The organism is Vibrio sp. C8, assembly GCF_054051265.1.
In genome coordinates this window covers 468,438-480,957 of the sequence record NZ_JBPAOE010000011.1, presented here as the reverse complement: position 1 = coordinate 480,957, position 12,520 = coordinate 468,438, and the positions used below count along the sequence as shown (strand labels likewise).

Sequence of the window (12,520 nt, the reverse complement as noted above, 5' to 3'; positions counted from 1 at the left end):
AGTCTGAAAGAATTAACTCATCGAGGTAAGTTCAATAACTGGTCTTTTTTGTACTGACCATTAGATAATTCTTCTATTTGCTCTGCATAGTTTGTTTCACCAGTGTACTCAGTCCTTGGCAGAACTCCCCTAGCGCTCCATTTGTAAACGGCACGGACACTGACCTGACATCTCTCAGCAATTTTTTGAGAACCAATTGAGCTAATTGCTTCTTTTAACATACTTCAACCCTTAAAATGAACATTTGGTACATATTATGACGGAACTGATAGTACATGCAAGAGATCTTATTATTGAACCTATGGTTCATAGTGAAAATGTGCGATCAGACTTCGCCCAAAGGCTTGCACAGGCCTGCAATAAATCTGGGATTGAAGAACACGGACGCGGAGTAATTCTTGCCAGAAGGCTAGGTGTAACGCCTAAAGCTGTAAGCAAGTGGTTAAACGCAGAGTCTATGCCACGTCAAAATAAAATGGCTGAACTAGCTGATTATTTAGGCGTGAGCTTGTATTGGTTGCAATATGGCAAAGAAGAACAATCACAGCAAGGAAATGCCGAGATCCTAGGCAATATGCAAGTTTGGGATAATAGTACACCGCTTGGTGATGATGAAGTTGCTATTCCATTTTTGTCAGACGTAAAGCTTTCTGCTGGCAATGGATTTGTTACTGACGCTGAACACGATAAAGGCTATCGCCTTCGTTTCGCTAAATCGACCTTACGTAGATATAACGTATCACCAGAAAATGCTAAGTGTGTAGCCGTACACGGCGACAGTATGGAGCCTGTTCTGCCAGATGGTTCTACTGTTGGTATTGATTGTGGAAATAAGAAACTGACAGATGGGAAGATCTTTGCAATCAACCACAACGGTGAATTGTTTATAAAGAAACTGTATAGCTTGCCCGGTGGTGGGTTAAGAATTTACAGTTTTAATGAGATGGAATACCCACCTAGAGAATATACAGAACAACAGATACAAGAGCAGAAGATTACTATTGTTGGTCGTGTGTTTTGGTATTCGGTATTGCTATGACAAAAGATAAATTGCCTGAAGAAATCTATATAGAACAAATAATCAGGGAGACCAAACAAGGTCAAACGTCACCTTATATCTGTAAAGATGATAGAGGCGAAACCTATATTGTTAAAGGCTCAAGAACCACTGGGTTAGGATTAGCCAAAGAATGGGTTTGCGCGCGTTTAGGTGAAGTTTTTGGACTACCAATTCCTCCTTTTACAATAGCTTGGGTAGACTCCCCATTTATCGAATCCGGATATGAAATGTATGAATACAATTTTGCTTCCAAGTTTGTTAAAGGTATTCAAGACATTACTCTCATCACTCTTAATCAAGTTCCACAAAATATTGTTAATGACCTCTACATCTTTGATTACTGGATACAGAATGCAGACAGGAACTTAACAGAGAGCGGCGGAAACCCTAATCTTTTTGTAGATCAACGTAATGGCGAAGTTTATGTATTAGATCACAACCTCGCATTTGATGAAACATTCAGTTTAGAACAACATAAGTCTTTACACGTTTGTCATTGTCGACAAGAATGGACAACCCTTGTTGAAGTAGATAAGCAAGCTTACACAGTAAGATTTGATAATGCCTTGTCTCAGCTGGACACCATTATGGAAGAAATTCCTGATGACTGGCTTATGCTGACAACAAGAGAAGAATTGAAGGATAGTATGCTAGCTATACTTCAAAGATATAAGCAAGATAACTTCTGGGAGGACATGATATGAAAACGTTGTTGAAATATGCAATCGTTCGCTTTATGCCATTCGCAGAAACAGAAGAATTTGCCAACATTGGTATAGTAGCTTGGACACCGAATTCAAATTGGTATGGCTACAAACTCGTTCCTGATGTCTTTCCGCGCATCAATCATTTCTTTGATGACTTAGATGGAGCATTGTTTAAACATGCTCATCGATATATCAATGAAGAACTTACTAGAGTTGCAGAATTCGCCAGCACGAATCCAAGCCAACTTGATAGCATTGTTACTGAAGTTACTCGTCCAAGAGAAGGCGTAATGATTTTTGGTGCTCACGGAGCTATTCTTACCGAGCAGCCGAACAATACTTTAAATCAGCTTTATCAAACTTTCATTGGAAGAGTTACAGCTCCTAACAAAGAACAGCGCGAACGTGCAATGGTTCATGAGCTCAAAATGAGACTAGACACGTTACCGTTCAACCTTAAGTATAAAGAGAAATCTCTCGATACTAATTTTGGTGCAGTTAAGCTTCCGCTGGTAGCAGCTGTAGGACCTATGGTTAAGGGGATTAAGCCAATTGCATTTAACCAAAGCACGCCACTGCAGCTTGTAGATCATGGAGAAAAATGGGTAGCGAGAGTTCGTTATATTATTGAAGCAAATTCATTGTTGCCCGACAATTTCATGTTTGCTGTGGAAGCTCCAACAAGCAAAAAATCAGCATACCGCAAAGCTTATGATGGCGTTGAAAGTGCAATGAGAAAACTGGGTGTTCAAGTTCACCAATTCAGTGATAACAACCAACTGATTGACTTTGCAAAATTTGATACTGAGTTATTACGAGAACAGTTTCGATTAAATTAAGCTTTCCAAATCCTACCTTTCAAAGAAACCGCCGAATTAGGCGGTTTTTTTGTTCCCTAAGTTCACACATTTACAAAATGAACTTTCGGTACTTTACAATTAATGTACTTATGGTACATTAATCTCGTTCATTTAGTTCACGAACTAACAACGAGGAGATCACATGTCTAAACAAGAAGTATCCATATGATTTCTGGAATGGAAACAGAGCAGCGGGTAACCCTACTCCTAACACTAACTAGCATACGCAGTGAGCCTCAAAAAGAAGCACTACAGAAGTACTTTGTCGATGGAATTAATTTCTCTGCCTGTGCAGCACTGGCAGAGATTACTGAATCGAATTTTCAGAGGGCTATCGACAGAGTTCAAGCTGTAGATTCGATAGTTGAGCGAATCAAAGAACTCGATTGGGCACGGTTTAAATCAGAAAACTGATAAGTGGGTTTAATCATATGAACGCTGAAACATTCATTGAAAGAAACATCTACAACTACTTAGTTGAAGGAGGTTGCAACGAACATGTGGCTAAACGCGCAACGGCTGAAGGTGTGAAGTTCTTCAATCAGGGAAATCATAAAGACCCTTTCTTTGATTCGTTATGTCATGCAGGTATGCGATTCGCAGAAGTTCTCGACCCTAACTACAAGTTCAAGAAACCAAAAGCAGTGACTTCAAAGCCATTTGTTAACTCAAAACCCAAATCAAGAAGGCACAAATCTCAGCAATCCCTTATTTAATTAGCGAGGAAATATCTATGGCGGCAACCATCGATACACAATTCGGAGAAGTCAGTACTTCGGCACCTTACTTTAGCCACCAGCTAGGGTGTCGTGTCGTGAACATGACTTTGGTTAAACCAGAAAACAAAACCAATGGCTGGGGAATCAGTCGAGAATGCCCTGCTGACATATCTCTCACGCCCGAGTTCCTGAACATGTTTGCTCGTGAAGCTGCAAACGTCATGTAAGGAGCAAACGAATGACAGAAGAAGAGATAGCTAAGGCAGTTCAAGGGGTCATGGAATTACGCCCTACTGCTCCCCGTTCGAACCATGAGCCTACAAAAAGCTTATCGGTAATGAAGCGCATGAGCGATGTTCAGTTCCAGCAGGAGTTACAAGCAATTATGAAGGATGAACCGGCTATTGGATCTGCGTTCTATTTCACTAATCTTGACCCTAACAAAGCTCGGAAGAATATGAAGTTCAACGGCTAGAACAAGTGCAACCACCTTTTTGAAATGATATTGGTGGTTGCACTTGGTAGTTTAAATATCAAAAGTCGAGGTGATTAATGAGAATCATCAAACCCAAACAATATCTTGATGAGTTCTGGCCCGGTTCAGATATCAAACCCGCAACTGTTGTGAATTGGATTAAGACGGGCAAAATTCAAGGAACCACTACCCCAACAGGTGTGTATATGGTTATCGTTACAGACGATATCAGCCTTTCTGATAAAACGAATGAATTACTAAGCTTTTTGGAGTCTTGATAAATGGCCGCGCGACGGAGAAGCAAAGGAACTGCTCATTACCCTGAGTTCTTACAAAAGGTAAACCACAAAGGGAAAAGCCGTTTTCGCTTTAAAACTATTGATGGTGTGATGAAAATGTTCCCTGTGGGCACAGCGGAGTATCAGGCAATTCAAGCTGCTCTCGCGTACAACAACAAGCATCGTTCGACTTCATCTGATTTCAGCTTGGAAGGTACATCCAAATACAGTTCTGCATTACAACGTAACGACCGTTTCAACAAGCCTCTTAAAGAGTGGCTTCCATTAGTGATCAAACGTGTTAAGTCTGAAGAAAACCTTTCTGATGGCGTGTTCAAGAAGTTCGTCAACGAGTGTTCGAAACTTGAAGATGTTCTGGGTGATGCTTACACCAAGTCGCTTACTCTGGCGCATTTGAACCAGTTTTTAAATGATGAGTATGGCGAGTTAGCGAAGCGTTCTTTCAATGGGAAGGTGTCGAACTTGAAGAAAGTGTTCTCCTACCTAGCTGATGAAAGTGCCATTGAGTTTAACTTTATGCTGCAGAAGAAAATGAAGAAAGTCACCAAAGACGACTTCAAGAAAACTCGCAGAGACTTAACGGTTTCTGATTACGAGCAGATCTACGCAGCTGCCCCACTCTTCTTAAAAGTTGCAATGTCTTTGTCTTTACAAACGACTCATGCAGTGCGCGAAATTTATCGAATTAAGTACAAGATTAAGGAGCCGAAGGAAGGTTTGTGCGGGATTGTATGGCATGACGAAATGAAGGAAGTAGACGGCGTTCCTGTTTATGGAACTTTGTATATTCATCGTGAGAAGGTGAAAAAATCGGATTCGTCATATGTCGCTATTCCAGTTACAGACGCTATCAAAGAGATCGTTGAGCTGTCTAAAACCGACCGACTCCACTGCCCTTACGTTGTCCACCGTAAACCAACGCAAAGTCAACGTGGCGTAGCTAAAGATTGTACTCACCCATATCAGGTACACCACCACAACATCAGTAAAGAGTTCAGCAAGGTTCGCGACAAATTGGGATTGTATGCTGATTTGGATATAGCCGAGCGCCCCACCTACCACGAAATACGCAGGCTATCAGCCAAACTGATTGAAGCCCTGGGCGAAAGCGCCACCGTTCGTATGGCCCACGCAAATGAAAAAACCACCAAGATCTACACAGGTAGCAACCAGGTGGTTTGGAATGAGGTATCGGCGATTACGGTGAAGTTGTGAAGACAAGTTGTTATTAGCCCACGTTTAATAATAAGAGCTATCAGAACCTGAATCCCAACTACTTGAATCATTAGTTCCTGAATCACTAGACCCAGAATCACTAGACCCAGAATCACTAGACCCAGAATCACTCGGACCTAAATCACTCGAGTCCGAACTATCCGAGCCAGAATCACTCGAATCAGATTTATTCAAATCATCTAAAATTTTATCGTGTACAGACTCACCATTATTAGAATTTTCATTCCAAGCTTCTACTATGGCTTCCCATGCAGATGACCAAAATCCCATATAAACACTCCTACTATTTCGAAACCAATAATCAACTTAGCACATATTGAAATGTCAGGTAGGAACGACCTGTAAATTATTAAAACTTGAATTTGGCGCTATCAATAAGGCGATGATTTTGCTAGTGTTATTTCAAATAAATTGAAATGAAGGAATATATAATGCCGAGTTTTATTGTAATAACATCAAAGAAACACAGTACCTTTGATGAAGAAGCCAAAACCGTACTTGAGAGCCATAAGTTTTCTGAAGTTAATTCAGGAACATATCAAGGTTCAAATGGAGCTCATTCTGTGGCGTTGAAGCTCAAAAATTTGGATTCTTATAAGAAAAACCATTCAACTGCCAGCATTAAAATTTTTCATGGGACCCTTTCCAGTTAAGTTAAGTTAACTGTCGCATATCTAAAGTTAAGGGAATAACGTGAAACTAGAATTTTTCAGTCTTTCTGATACGGCATTTAAATTCCGAAGAAACCTACTATTTACATGTTCAATATGTTTTGTGCATTTTAGCGTAACTCCACTTAGTTCAATGAAAGTGTTCAACGTAGACATTCCTGAACAGTTATTGGTTACGGGAATTCCTGCATGTCTGCTTTGGTTTACATTCAACTATTTCTACTGCTTATATGCGGAATATACTGAGTGGAAAGCTAGTCATATTGATGAAAGAAAAATATTAAATGACCCAACTGACTATTCAAAAGGGACCATCATCCCTGAAATTTCTGTCTACACTCCTGAAAAAGCCGAGCTTAAATTGAAGTTTGAACTTTCCTCGGGTTACCTGCCTAACACTGTATTGAATGACGCTAGATTAAATGACGGCGTAAAAAATCTTGTTGAGCATGCGATAAAGAATTTTCACGAAGCTACTGCGTCCGATATGAAGCGTATAGAATTATTTAGAAATGCTTTGGCTAGATATCAGATAGCAAATAGAGTGCGACTGTATTTATTGGATTGCTTTATACCACTCGCTTTTTCGTTCTATTGCATATATCTGACTCTAAGAGACGTAAATGTTTTAGAAATATTAACTAGTTTCCTGTAAGTACCGTCTTAACTAGTAGTAACAAGGCGATTTTGAATGTGGTTGGAATATTAAATGGCTGATTTTGTTATAAACAACATTTTATCTATTCTGGGTGGAGGTGCTGTCATCATCACTGGACTAGCAAGCTGGTTAGGCACTGTTTGGTCTTCACGTATTGCTATTCGAGAAAAAGCTGAACAGCAAAAATACTTGGATGAACTAAAAAGAAAGCATGAAAAAGAGATCGGTTTACTAAAACACGAACACGAGACATATTTGGAGCAGTTGAGAAATCAATTGTTAATCGATTCTGAACGACTAAAAGTGAAGTTAAAAAAATCCGAATTTCTATTTGAAAAAGAGTTCGAAGCAACATCTGAGTTTTTTTCTTTAAATCTCAATATACAACCAAAGCCATCAAGCTACTTCGACGACTCGGATGATGTTATTAACGACCAAATAAACTTCAGAGAGCGTGTCGAATCCATCTTATCTACGATCTCCCCCTTCATAAATAAGTACGGAGTAGTGCTTGATGAAGATACTAGAACAAGCTTAAAAGAATGCATCGTACGTTGCAATGAACTAATTGAACTCGAATTTATGGGTGATAACTGGGCTGGGCATGATCTTCGGAAGGTCTTTAATACACTAGAAGAAATTGACTGTTACCTTATAGACAAACTCAAAAAGCAAATTGTATCTTAATCAAAAAAATTAGGGTGTAGTTATACAGTAGTTAGTTAGATCCTAACTATATGATTTATAAAGATCTGCCTGATGTAGATTTTGTTAAGTTTCAAGCCACCAGTAAAGACAAATATAGCCATATAACCTATTGATTATATGGCTACTTCACTTAAATTTAGCTTAGTTCTACCAACATCGGGGTTTCACCGTTTCTGCGCAAGCTAATACCTTCCCATACCGTGAAACATCCCTCCGAATACAGCCATTAGAACTGAAAAAATTAAACTCAAAATAATGAAGGCTGGAATTGAGGCAATGGCAAACTTCACCATAAATACAACCATCGACATAAATGGCATTTTGATATCGGCAACCGTCACTTCCTGTTTACCGTTTTCTTGGGACATAGCACTTTCCTTGTAATTAAAAATCAGTGATTACGTTAACGTAATCTGTTTAGTAGTTCTTTGATATAACTACGATTTTCATTTCAGTCAAAACTCAAAAAATAAATGTGATGATGTGTTGCTTAACAATGCTACAAAGCTGAATACACAGGGAAAGGTACATACAAATACTTACTGAGCGTTTTGTTGATCTATATACCTTCTTCACGCGATAGCCGTCTCAAAGCTTACATTCTACGTTCAGGTTTTATTGGCGACCAAAGCTCTCCGTGTTCATTTATGTATACTGGCTCAACCGTTCTTATATCTCGTTCAATGACTACAACGCACAGAAAACTAATAGAGAAAAGCGAATGTTCAGAATACTACTCAAAATCGGAGTACTTTTTATCGTCGTCAGTGCGGCTGCCTACTTAGCAAAAATGAACTTCAGCTACTTAACCGAAATAGCACTTATCGATTACATCACCTACAGCGGTATCGTCTCTTTGGCTATCGCCTTGCTTGCTTTTGATGGCAATCATCCTTCAAATCAACATCTTCTATCCATGATAGTGCACAGAGAGTTAGTGTCTAAAGTGAATGACCAACAAGATTACGTAAACCAAGTTAGTTTCTCTCTGTCTTTAGGGATAGTCGGTGTGATATTCATTTTCATCAGTGGTGTTATGGCATGGTTAAACTGATTAAACATGTATTTCTGATTAACGCTCTGGCGATGCTGACAGTCTTTGTTCTATCCCATTATGTTGAGCAGTTTAAGGCTACTCGGTTCGAAGATTTTCTATTCTATGTTGTGGTCGTAATATGGATTTTTGCAAAGCTGCTTTGGACTGGCGGTATGCACAGTAAAAATACTCGAATCGACGATGAAAAAACCGATAGCGTGTATCGTATGGTCAAAGAGCACAATTTCGAACAGGAAGAGAAACAGCATTACAGACAAAATTATCAAGCAGGTTTCGTGCTGTTTATTGCAGGATTACCAGCTTTGATTATCGCTTTAGCAATGCATTTTCTTTAGGCTCAGTGTATAACTCTCTATACATGTAAGAGGTAAGTATTACTGAGAGACCTAAGTCGTGAAAATAACCGAATTAAAACCCGATCCCCTTGTTTGCCCGTTGTGTGGTAAGCCCAACGCCTGTATCAACTTAGGCGCACTAGATATCAAGAAATCCTGTTGGTGTAACGATCCCGCAATTTCCTTTCCCGAGGAATTGCTTTCGCGAATTCCACCAGAGCTAAGAAGAAAAGCATGCGTCTGTAGAACTTGTGTATTGAACTATCATATAGAGCAAAAACTAGGCTAATTCCCTACTCGTTTATAATTTGATAAAACGCAAACGCTATTAAAAAACTGTTTTTCAGGTTGTATAACAACATTATTTCTAGCACCTATAGAATGGATCACGTTGTTTTAATTAAATATAAATTCAATTACAAAACCTCATATCCGCACGATTAAAAATAAGAAATAACCTCGTTAAAAACAGGAGTAAAATAGAGTAATAATTCTAAACCACCCTTTGTAGAATGTTTTAATAAAAACACAATTTTTTAGTGTTTAATTTTAGAGAAAAATATCAATGAGAATAGCTAAAAACGATTACAACCAAAAGAAACAAAGTAATACACACACAACAAAACCATTTCATCCAATTGATTTGTATAAAGTTATTAGTTAAGCAACCTTAAATCAACCAAGTATTTGCTCTAAAATAATTTCTTTTTTACAAACACAAGCACTAATAAAACACTTGAAGAACAATATGCTACACACATTCATATTTCAAACGTAGATATCTCTATTTCATCAGGATTAACATTTTATCGACATGCGCTTGTGTATTGATGCATATAGGGCAAAACGTTGCACTTATTTTATTTATCACTTAAATTTAAACAAATAATAAAAAATAAATCGTCAGTGTTGTACTTGCATTTTTGTCACATGAGGTGATTTATGTTCGGGATAGTAACAAAGAGCATTAGAGCGAAACTTTCTATATCAATGGGGATTGCAGTTTTATCGCTCATTATCTTATTTCTAACCTACGGCACGCTAACCAAAAAACTAAACAAAGGTGTAGATGATTTTGGTCATCAGTTCCTTCCTTCTGTTTCTTTTGTTCTCAATGCAGACCGAGATTTATATCAAGCTTATGTTGCTCAACTCCATTATTTGCTCAGTCCGGGGCAAGACGATTTAAAAGACTTCAAAGACAATGCTAAGCAAGCTTATGACCGCATGATGAAGTTTAAAAATCTGATGGATGACCACCCTGCAATTACGAGCAAAGTGAATGACTTTGAAAACCGTTTTAGAAAATGGGAGCAGTCGTCGAATGAGTTTTTCAAGCTGGTAGATAACGGTAATACCAAAGAAGCCGAAGCGTTACTTGGTTCAACAGTTTCTGATGATTTCCAGAGTTTACGAGATCTCTATGATATTGCCAGTCAAGAGCTAGATTCACAGGCCAATGTCGAAGTAAATGAATTCTCAGAAGAGACTTCAAAGATGCAGCTCTACATGTTGATATTCGTTGCCTTCATCATCATTCTTACTGGTGCACTTAGCTATGTCGTTCCTAAAGTGCTGGTCAGCAGTGTCAATGATCTCACTCGACGTATCAAAGAAATCAGCGAAGGTGATGGTGACTTAACACAGCGCATCAACTCTAAACGCACCGACGAACTGGGTAAGCTGGCTTCGGCATTCGATGATTTTGTGGCTAAACTGCAAACCCTCATTTCTGAAATATCATCAAGCAGCACGTCGCTAGAAAACAATGCGGTTCAACTTACAAATACTCACGAGAATGCTCAACGCGTAAGTAATGAACAAACGAGGAGCATTGAGCAAATTGCTGCGGCAGTGAATGAATTCAGTGTATCCATTCGCGAAGTGGCAGAACGGACTCTAAGCACAGCGAACGAAACGGATCACACCGCAGAGCTTACCACTCAGGGTATGACGATTATTGATAACTCGGTGGATGAGATTAACCAACTCGCGAACTCCATCAAAAAAGCCAACCAAGTGATTGAGCAGTTGGCGAGTGAATCAAACAATATCGCTACCGTACTTGAAGTGATTCGTAACATCGCAGAACAAACTAACCTACTCGCTCTTAATGCTGCAATTGAAGCAGCACGAGCTGGTGAACAAGGTAGAGGATTCGCTGTCGTTGCTGACGAAGTTCGCTCTCTGGCAAGCAAAACGCAAAAATCCACTGAAGAAATTCAGAACATGATCGACAAGTTACAAAGTGGTGTGAAAGATGCCGTGAGTTCAATCTTAGATGGTTCAAACCGTGTTGAGAAGAACGTTGAGTTGTCGTTAAACATTCAGCAAATGTTTGAATCCATTCAGTCTTCCGCAACAATCGTTAGTGACATGGCAACTCAAATAGCCACGGCAACAGAGCAACAAAGCAGCGTGTCCGAAGAGTTGAGCACCAACCTAGAACACTTAAACGAGCAAAACCGAGTGAGTCAAGGTTTGTCCAATGAGATTAACGAAGTGGCGAAACTAGTAGGTAATTCAGTTAATAAGCTGTCTAAAGATGTCGGTCAGTTTAAAATCGGTTAACCCTCACACCCGAACATAAATAAAGGAGCACTTATCTGTGCTCCTTTTCAGTTTCTCACCATTAATACTGACAAAAAATAAAGAATGCGGAACTATATGTACTTAGTTTCATGGTTATAATGACGTTATCTTCCATTTACTAAGGCAATATGATGAAAGCGAACATTCTCTCCCGCAGGTTATCCACTTTAGGGCTACTATTCTCAATGTTTGTTGGCGCCTCCGTTTTTGCTACCGAAGCACCGTCAGTAGAAGCAACTAAACCCGCTAAATCACCGGTTCTAGATGTCAATGTAAACTCAGTCAATGTTGAGTTGACCACCGTCGGTGAAGCCACTAAACAGTTAGCGGAAGCCATGCAAGCCTTGTCTGGCTCACTGGACACCTTAGCGAAAAGTGATGTGGAACTGTCGCCAGAGAACCAACAAAAGCTATCAGAAATGATTGGTAGTGCTACTCAGTTGACCAACTCTGTGAATACCATGCTGGAAACTATTCCTAACACGGCTCGCGAACTGCCTCAGGTTAACGACTCCTTAGCAGGAATTGCACTTAGCCTAGAATCCATCAACAACGACGTTATCGAAATGCTGGCTCAGTATCCTGATTTTGTCAGCAACACAGAAAAGCTGTTTGATGTATCCAAAGACCATATTCCAAGCATTTCATTGAATGTGTTGGATAACGTAATGTGGAAACTAATAATCACGCTGATTATCGTGGTGTCTATCATTCTGCTTTTGGCCGTTGGCCTGCCTGTTGCTTTCATATACGGCGTAGTCGCTAAACCAAAGAAAGCTCTTCTGGACAAACTGGAAGCCAAGCAATAGAGGCATTTAACAAGTAGGAATATTGAACTAACGCTAAGGCTGCTTCGTTATCGGTTCCACATTGCGAAGTGGCTTTTTCGGCATGAAGTACTCACAAGCCGCTCTCGTTGCAGAGGTAGGTTGCTCCCATGCACCACACAAATCTTTTTGATTGTCAGGCGTGCGGGAAAATTGTCGGCACTGTCCACATTTGTTCATGTAAGTTGTCTCCTTCAACTTAGCGAAAACTGTGTTTACCTTAGCGACAACCCACCCACTCTGCTTTGATCCACAACAGACGAAACAAGCTTTGTGTTATTGGAAGAACGGCAACAAAGTAATAGAGATAAAAAAC

General features: G+C 39.6%; 21 protein-coding genes. 17 read left to right on the top strand and 4 right to left on the bottom strand.

Annotation, left to right across the window (positions count from 1 at the left end; all coding sequences use genetic code 11):
• Positions 1 to 17: 17 nt before the first annotated feature.
• Positions 18 to 221 carry a helix-turn-helix domain-containing protein gene (locus ACRQQK_RS08275; protein WP_222793286.1) on the bottom strand — a complete coding sequence of 68 codons (204 nt, stop codon included), beginning with the start codon at positions 219 to 221 and terminating at the stop codon, positions 18 to 20.
• Positions 222 to 256: 35 nt separating this feature from the next.
• Here ACRQQK_RS08275 and ACRQQK_RS08270 point away from each other — a divergent pair, with 35 nt between their 5' ends.
• From ACRQQK_RS08270 to ACRQQK_RS08230, 9 genes are all read left to right on the top strand, one after another.
• Complete coding sequence (locus ACRQQK_RS08270; protein WP_457510875.1) at positions 257 to 1,039, top strand: LexA family transcriptional regulator; 783 nt, start codon at positions 257 to 259, stop codon at positions 1,037 to 1,039.
• Positions 1,036 to 1,764, top strand: coding sequence for a HipA family kinase (locus ACRQQK_RS08265; RefSeq protein ID WP_457510873.1), 729 nt, complete (start codon positions 1,036 to 1,038; stop codon positions 1,762 to 1,764). The genes ACRQQK_RS08270 and ACRQQK_RS08265 overlap by 4 nt, the downstream gene beginning before the upstream one ends.
• Entirely contained in the window at positions 1,761 to 2,606 is an 846-nt protein-coding gene (locus ACRQQK_RS08260) for a DUF3037 domain-containing protein (RefSeq protein ID WP_457510871.1), read from the top strand. Before ACRQQK_RS08265 ends, ACRQQK_RS08260 begins: the two co-directional genes overlap by 4 nt.
• 186 nt (positions 2,607 to 2,792) lie before the next feature.
• Positions 2,793 to 3,041: a PapB/FocB family fimbrial expression transcriptional regulator gene (locus ACRQQK_RS08255; protein WP_457510869.1), complete on the top strand. Its 249-nt coding sequence runs from the start codon at positions 2,793 to 2,795 to the stop codon at positions 3,039 to 3,041.
• Positions 3,042 to 3,058: 17 nt separating this feature from the next.
• Positions 3,059 to 3,343 carry a hypothetical protein gene (locus tag ACRQQK_RS08250; protein ID WP_457510868.1) on the top strand — a complete coding sequence of 95 codons (285 nt, stop codon included), beginning with the start codon at positions 3,059 to 3,061 and terminating at the stop codon, positions 3,341 to 3,343.
• A 17-nt stretch (positions 3,344 to 3,360) separates the two neighbouring features.
• Entirely contained in the window at positions 3,361 to 3,573 is a 213-nt protein-coding gene (locus tag ACRQQK_RS08245; RefSeq protein WP_457510866.1) for a hypothetical protein, read from the top strand.
• Between the two features lie 11 nt (positions 3,574 to 3,584).
• On the top strand, positions 3,585 to 3,821 hold the full coding sequence (locus ACRQQK_RS08240; protein ID WP_457510864.1) for a hypothetical protein: 237 nt from the start codon (positions 3,585 to 3,587) through the stop codon (positions 3,819 to 3,821).
• Positions 3,822 to 3,898: 77 nt separating this feature from the next.
• Complete coding sequence (locus ACRQQK_RS08235) at positions 3,899 to 4,099, top strand: hypothetical protein (protein ID WP_457510862.1); 201 nt, start codon at positions 3,899 to 3,901, stop codon at positions 4,097 to 4,099.
• 3 nt (positions 4,100 to 4,102) lie between these two features.
• Positions 4,103 to 5,335: an integrase gene (locus tag ACRQQK_RS08230; RefSeq protein ID WP_457510861.1), complete on the top strand. Its 1,233-nt coding sequence runs from the start codon at positions 4,103 to 4,105 to the stop codon at positions 5,333 to 5,335.
• A 24-nt stretch (positions 5,336 to 5,359) separates the two neighbouring features.
• Here ACRQQK_RS08230 and ACRQQK_RS08225 read toward each other — a convergent pair whose 3' ends face one another.
• Complete coding sequence (locus ACRQQK_RS08225; RefSeq protein ID WP_457510859.1) at positions 5,360 to 5,626, bottom strand: hypothetical protein; 267 nt, start codon at positions 5,624 to 5,626, stop codon at positions 5,360 to 5,362.
• A gap of 161 nt (positions 5,627 to 5,787) precedes the next feature.
• On the opposite strand from ACRQQK_RS08225, the gene ACRQQK_RS08220 reads away from it, so the two are divergent.
• Genes ACRQQK_RS08220 through ACRQQK_RS08210 form a run of 3 tightly spaced genes read left to right on the top strand, consistent with a single transcriptional unit; the run spans position 5,788 to position 7,372 of the window.
• Positions 5,788 to 6,009, top strand: coding sequence for a hypothetical protein (locus ACRQQK_RS08220; protein WP_457510857.1), 222 nt, complete (start codon positions 5,788 to 5,790; stop codon positions 6,007 to 6,009).
• A 40-nt stretch (positions 6,010 to 6,049) separates the two neighbouring features.
• A complete protein-coding gene (locus ACRQQK_RS08215) occupies positions 6,050 to 6,682 on the top strand; it encodes a hypothetical protein (RefSeq protein ID WP_457510856.1) in 633 nt (210 codons plus the stop codon).
• 54 nt (positions 6,683 to 6,736) lie between these two features.
• On the top strand, positions 6,737 to 7,372 hold the full coding sequence (locus ACRQQK_RS08210; protein WP_457510854.1) for a hypothetical protein: 636 nt from the start codon (positions 6,737 to 6,739) through the stop codon (positions 7,370 to 7,372).
• Between the two features lie 203 nt (positions 7,373 to 7,575).
• Here ACRQQK_RS08210 and ACRQQK_RS08205 read toward each other — a convergent pair whose 3' ends face one another.
• The gene (locus ACRQQK_RS08205) at positions 7,576 to 7,761 is read right to left on the bottom strand and encodes a hypothetical protein (protein ID WP_457510853.1); all 186 of its coding nucleotides are present in this window, start codon (positions 7,759 to 7,761) and stop codon (positions 7,576 to 7,578) included.
• 353 nt (positions 7,762 to 8,114) lie between these two features.
• Between ACRQQK_RS08205 and ACRQQK_RS08200 the strand changes: the two genes are divergently transcribed.
• The 5 genes from ACRQQK_RS08200 (at position 8,115) to ACRQQK_RS08180 (ending at position 12,186) form a co-directional block, all read left to right on the top strand.
• Positions 8,115 to 8,447: a hypothetical protein gene (locus ACRQQK_RS08200; protein ID WP_102963348.1), complete on the top strand. Its 333-nt coding sequence runs from the start codon at positions 8,115 to 8,117 to the stop codon at positions 8,445 to 8,447.
• Positions 8,435 to 8,785, top strand: a complete 351-nt coding sequence (locus tag ACRQQK_RS08195) for a hypothetical protein (protein ID WP_457510851.1) — start codon at positions 8,435 to 8,437, stop codon at positions 8,783 to 8,785. The genes ACRQQK_RS08200 and ACRQQK_RS08195 overlap by 13 nt, the downstream gene beginning before the upstream one ends.
• Positions 8,786 to 8,843: 58 nt before the next feature.
• Entirely contained in the window at positions 8,844 to 9,074 is a 231-nt protein-coding gene (locus tag ACRQQK_RS08190; protein ID WP_081878664.1) for a cysteine-rich CWC family protein, read from the top strand.
• A gap of 653 nt (positions 9,075 to 9,727) precedes the next feature.
• Positions 9,728 to 11,356 carry a methyl-accepting chemotaxis protein gene (locus tag ACRQQK_RS08185; protein WP_457510849.1) on the top strand — a complete coding sequence of 543 codons (1,629 nt, stop codon included), beginning with the start codon at positions 9,728 to 9,730 and terminating at the stop codon, positions 11,354 to 11,356.
• A gap of 152 nt (positions 11,357 to 11,508) precedes the next feature.
• Complete coding sequence (locus tag ACRQQK_RS08180) at positions 11,509 to 12,186, top strand: hypothetical protein (RefSeq protein ID WP_457510847.1); 678 nt, start codon at positions 11,509 to 11,511, stop codon at positions 12,184 to 12,186.
• A 33-nt stretch (positions 12,187 to 12,219) separates the two neighbouring features.
• On the opposite strand, the gene ACRQQK_RS08175 is transcribed toward ACRQQK_RS08180, so the two are convergent.
• Positions 12,220 to 12,384 carry a hypothetical protein gene (locus ACRQQK_RS08175; RefSeq protein ID WP_457510845.1) on the bottom strand — a complete coding sequence of 55 codons (165 nt, stop codon included), beginning with the start codon at positions 12,382 to 12,384 and terminating at the stop codon, positions 12,220 to 12,222.
• Positions 12,385 to 12,520 lie beyond the last annotated feature (136 nt).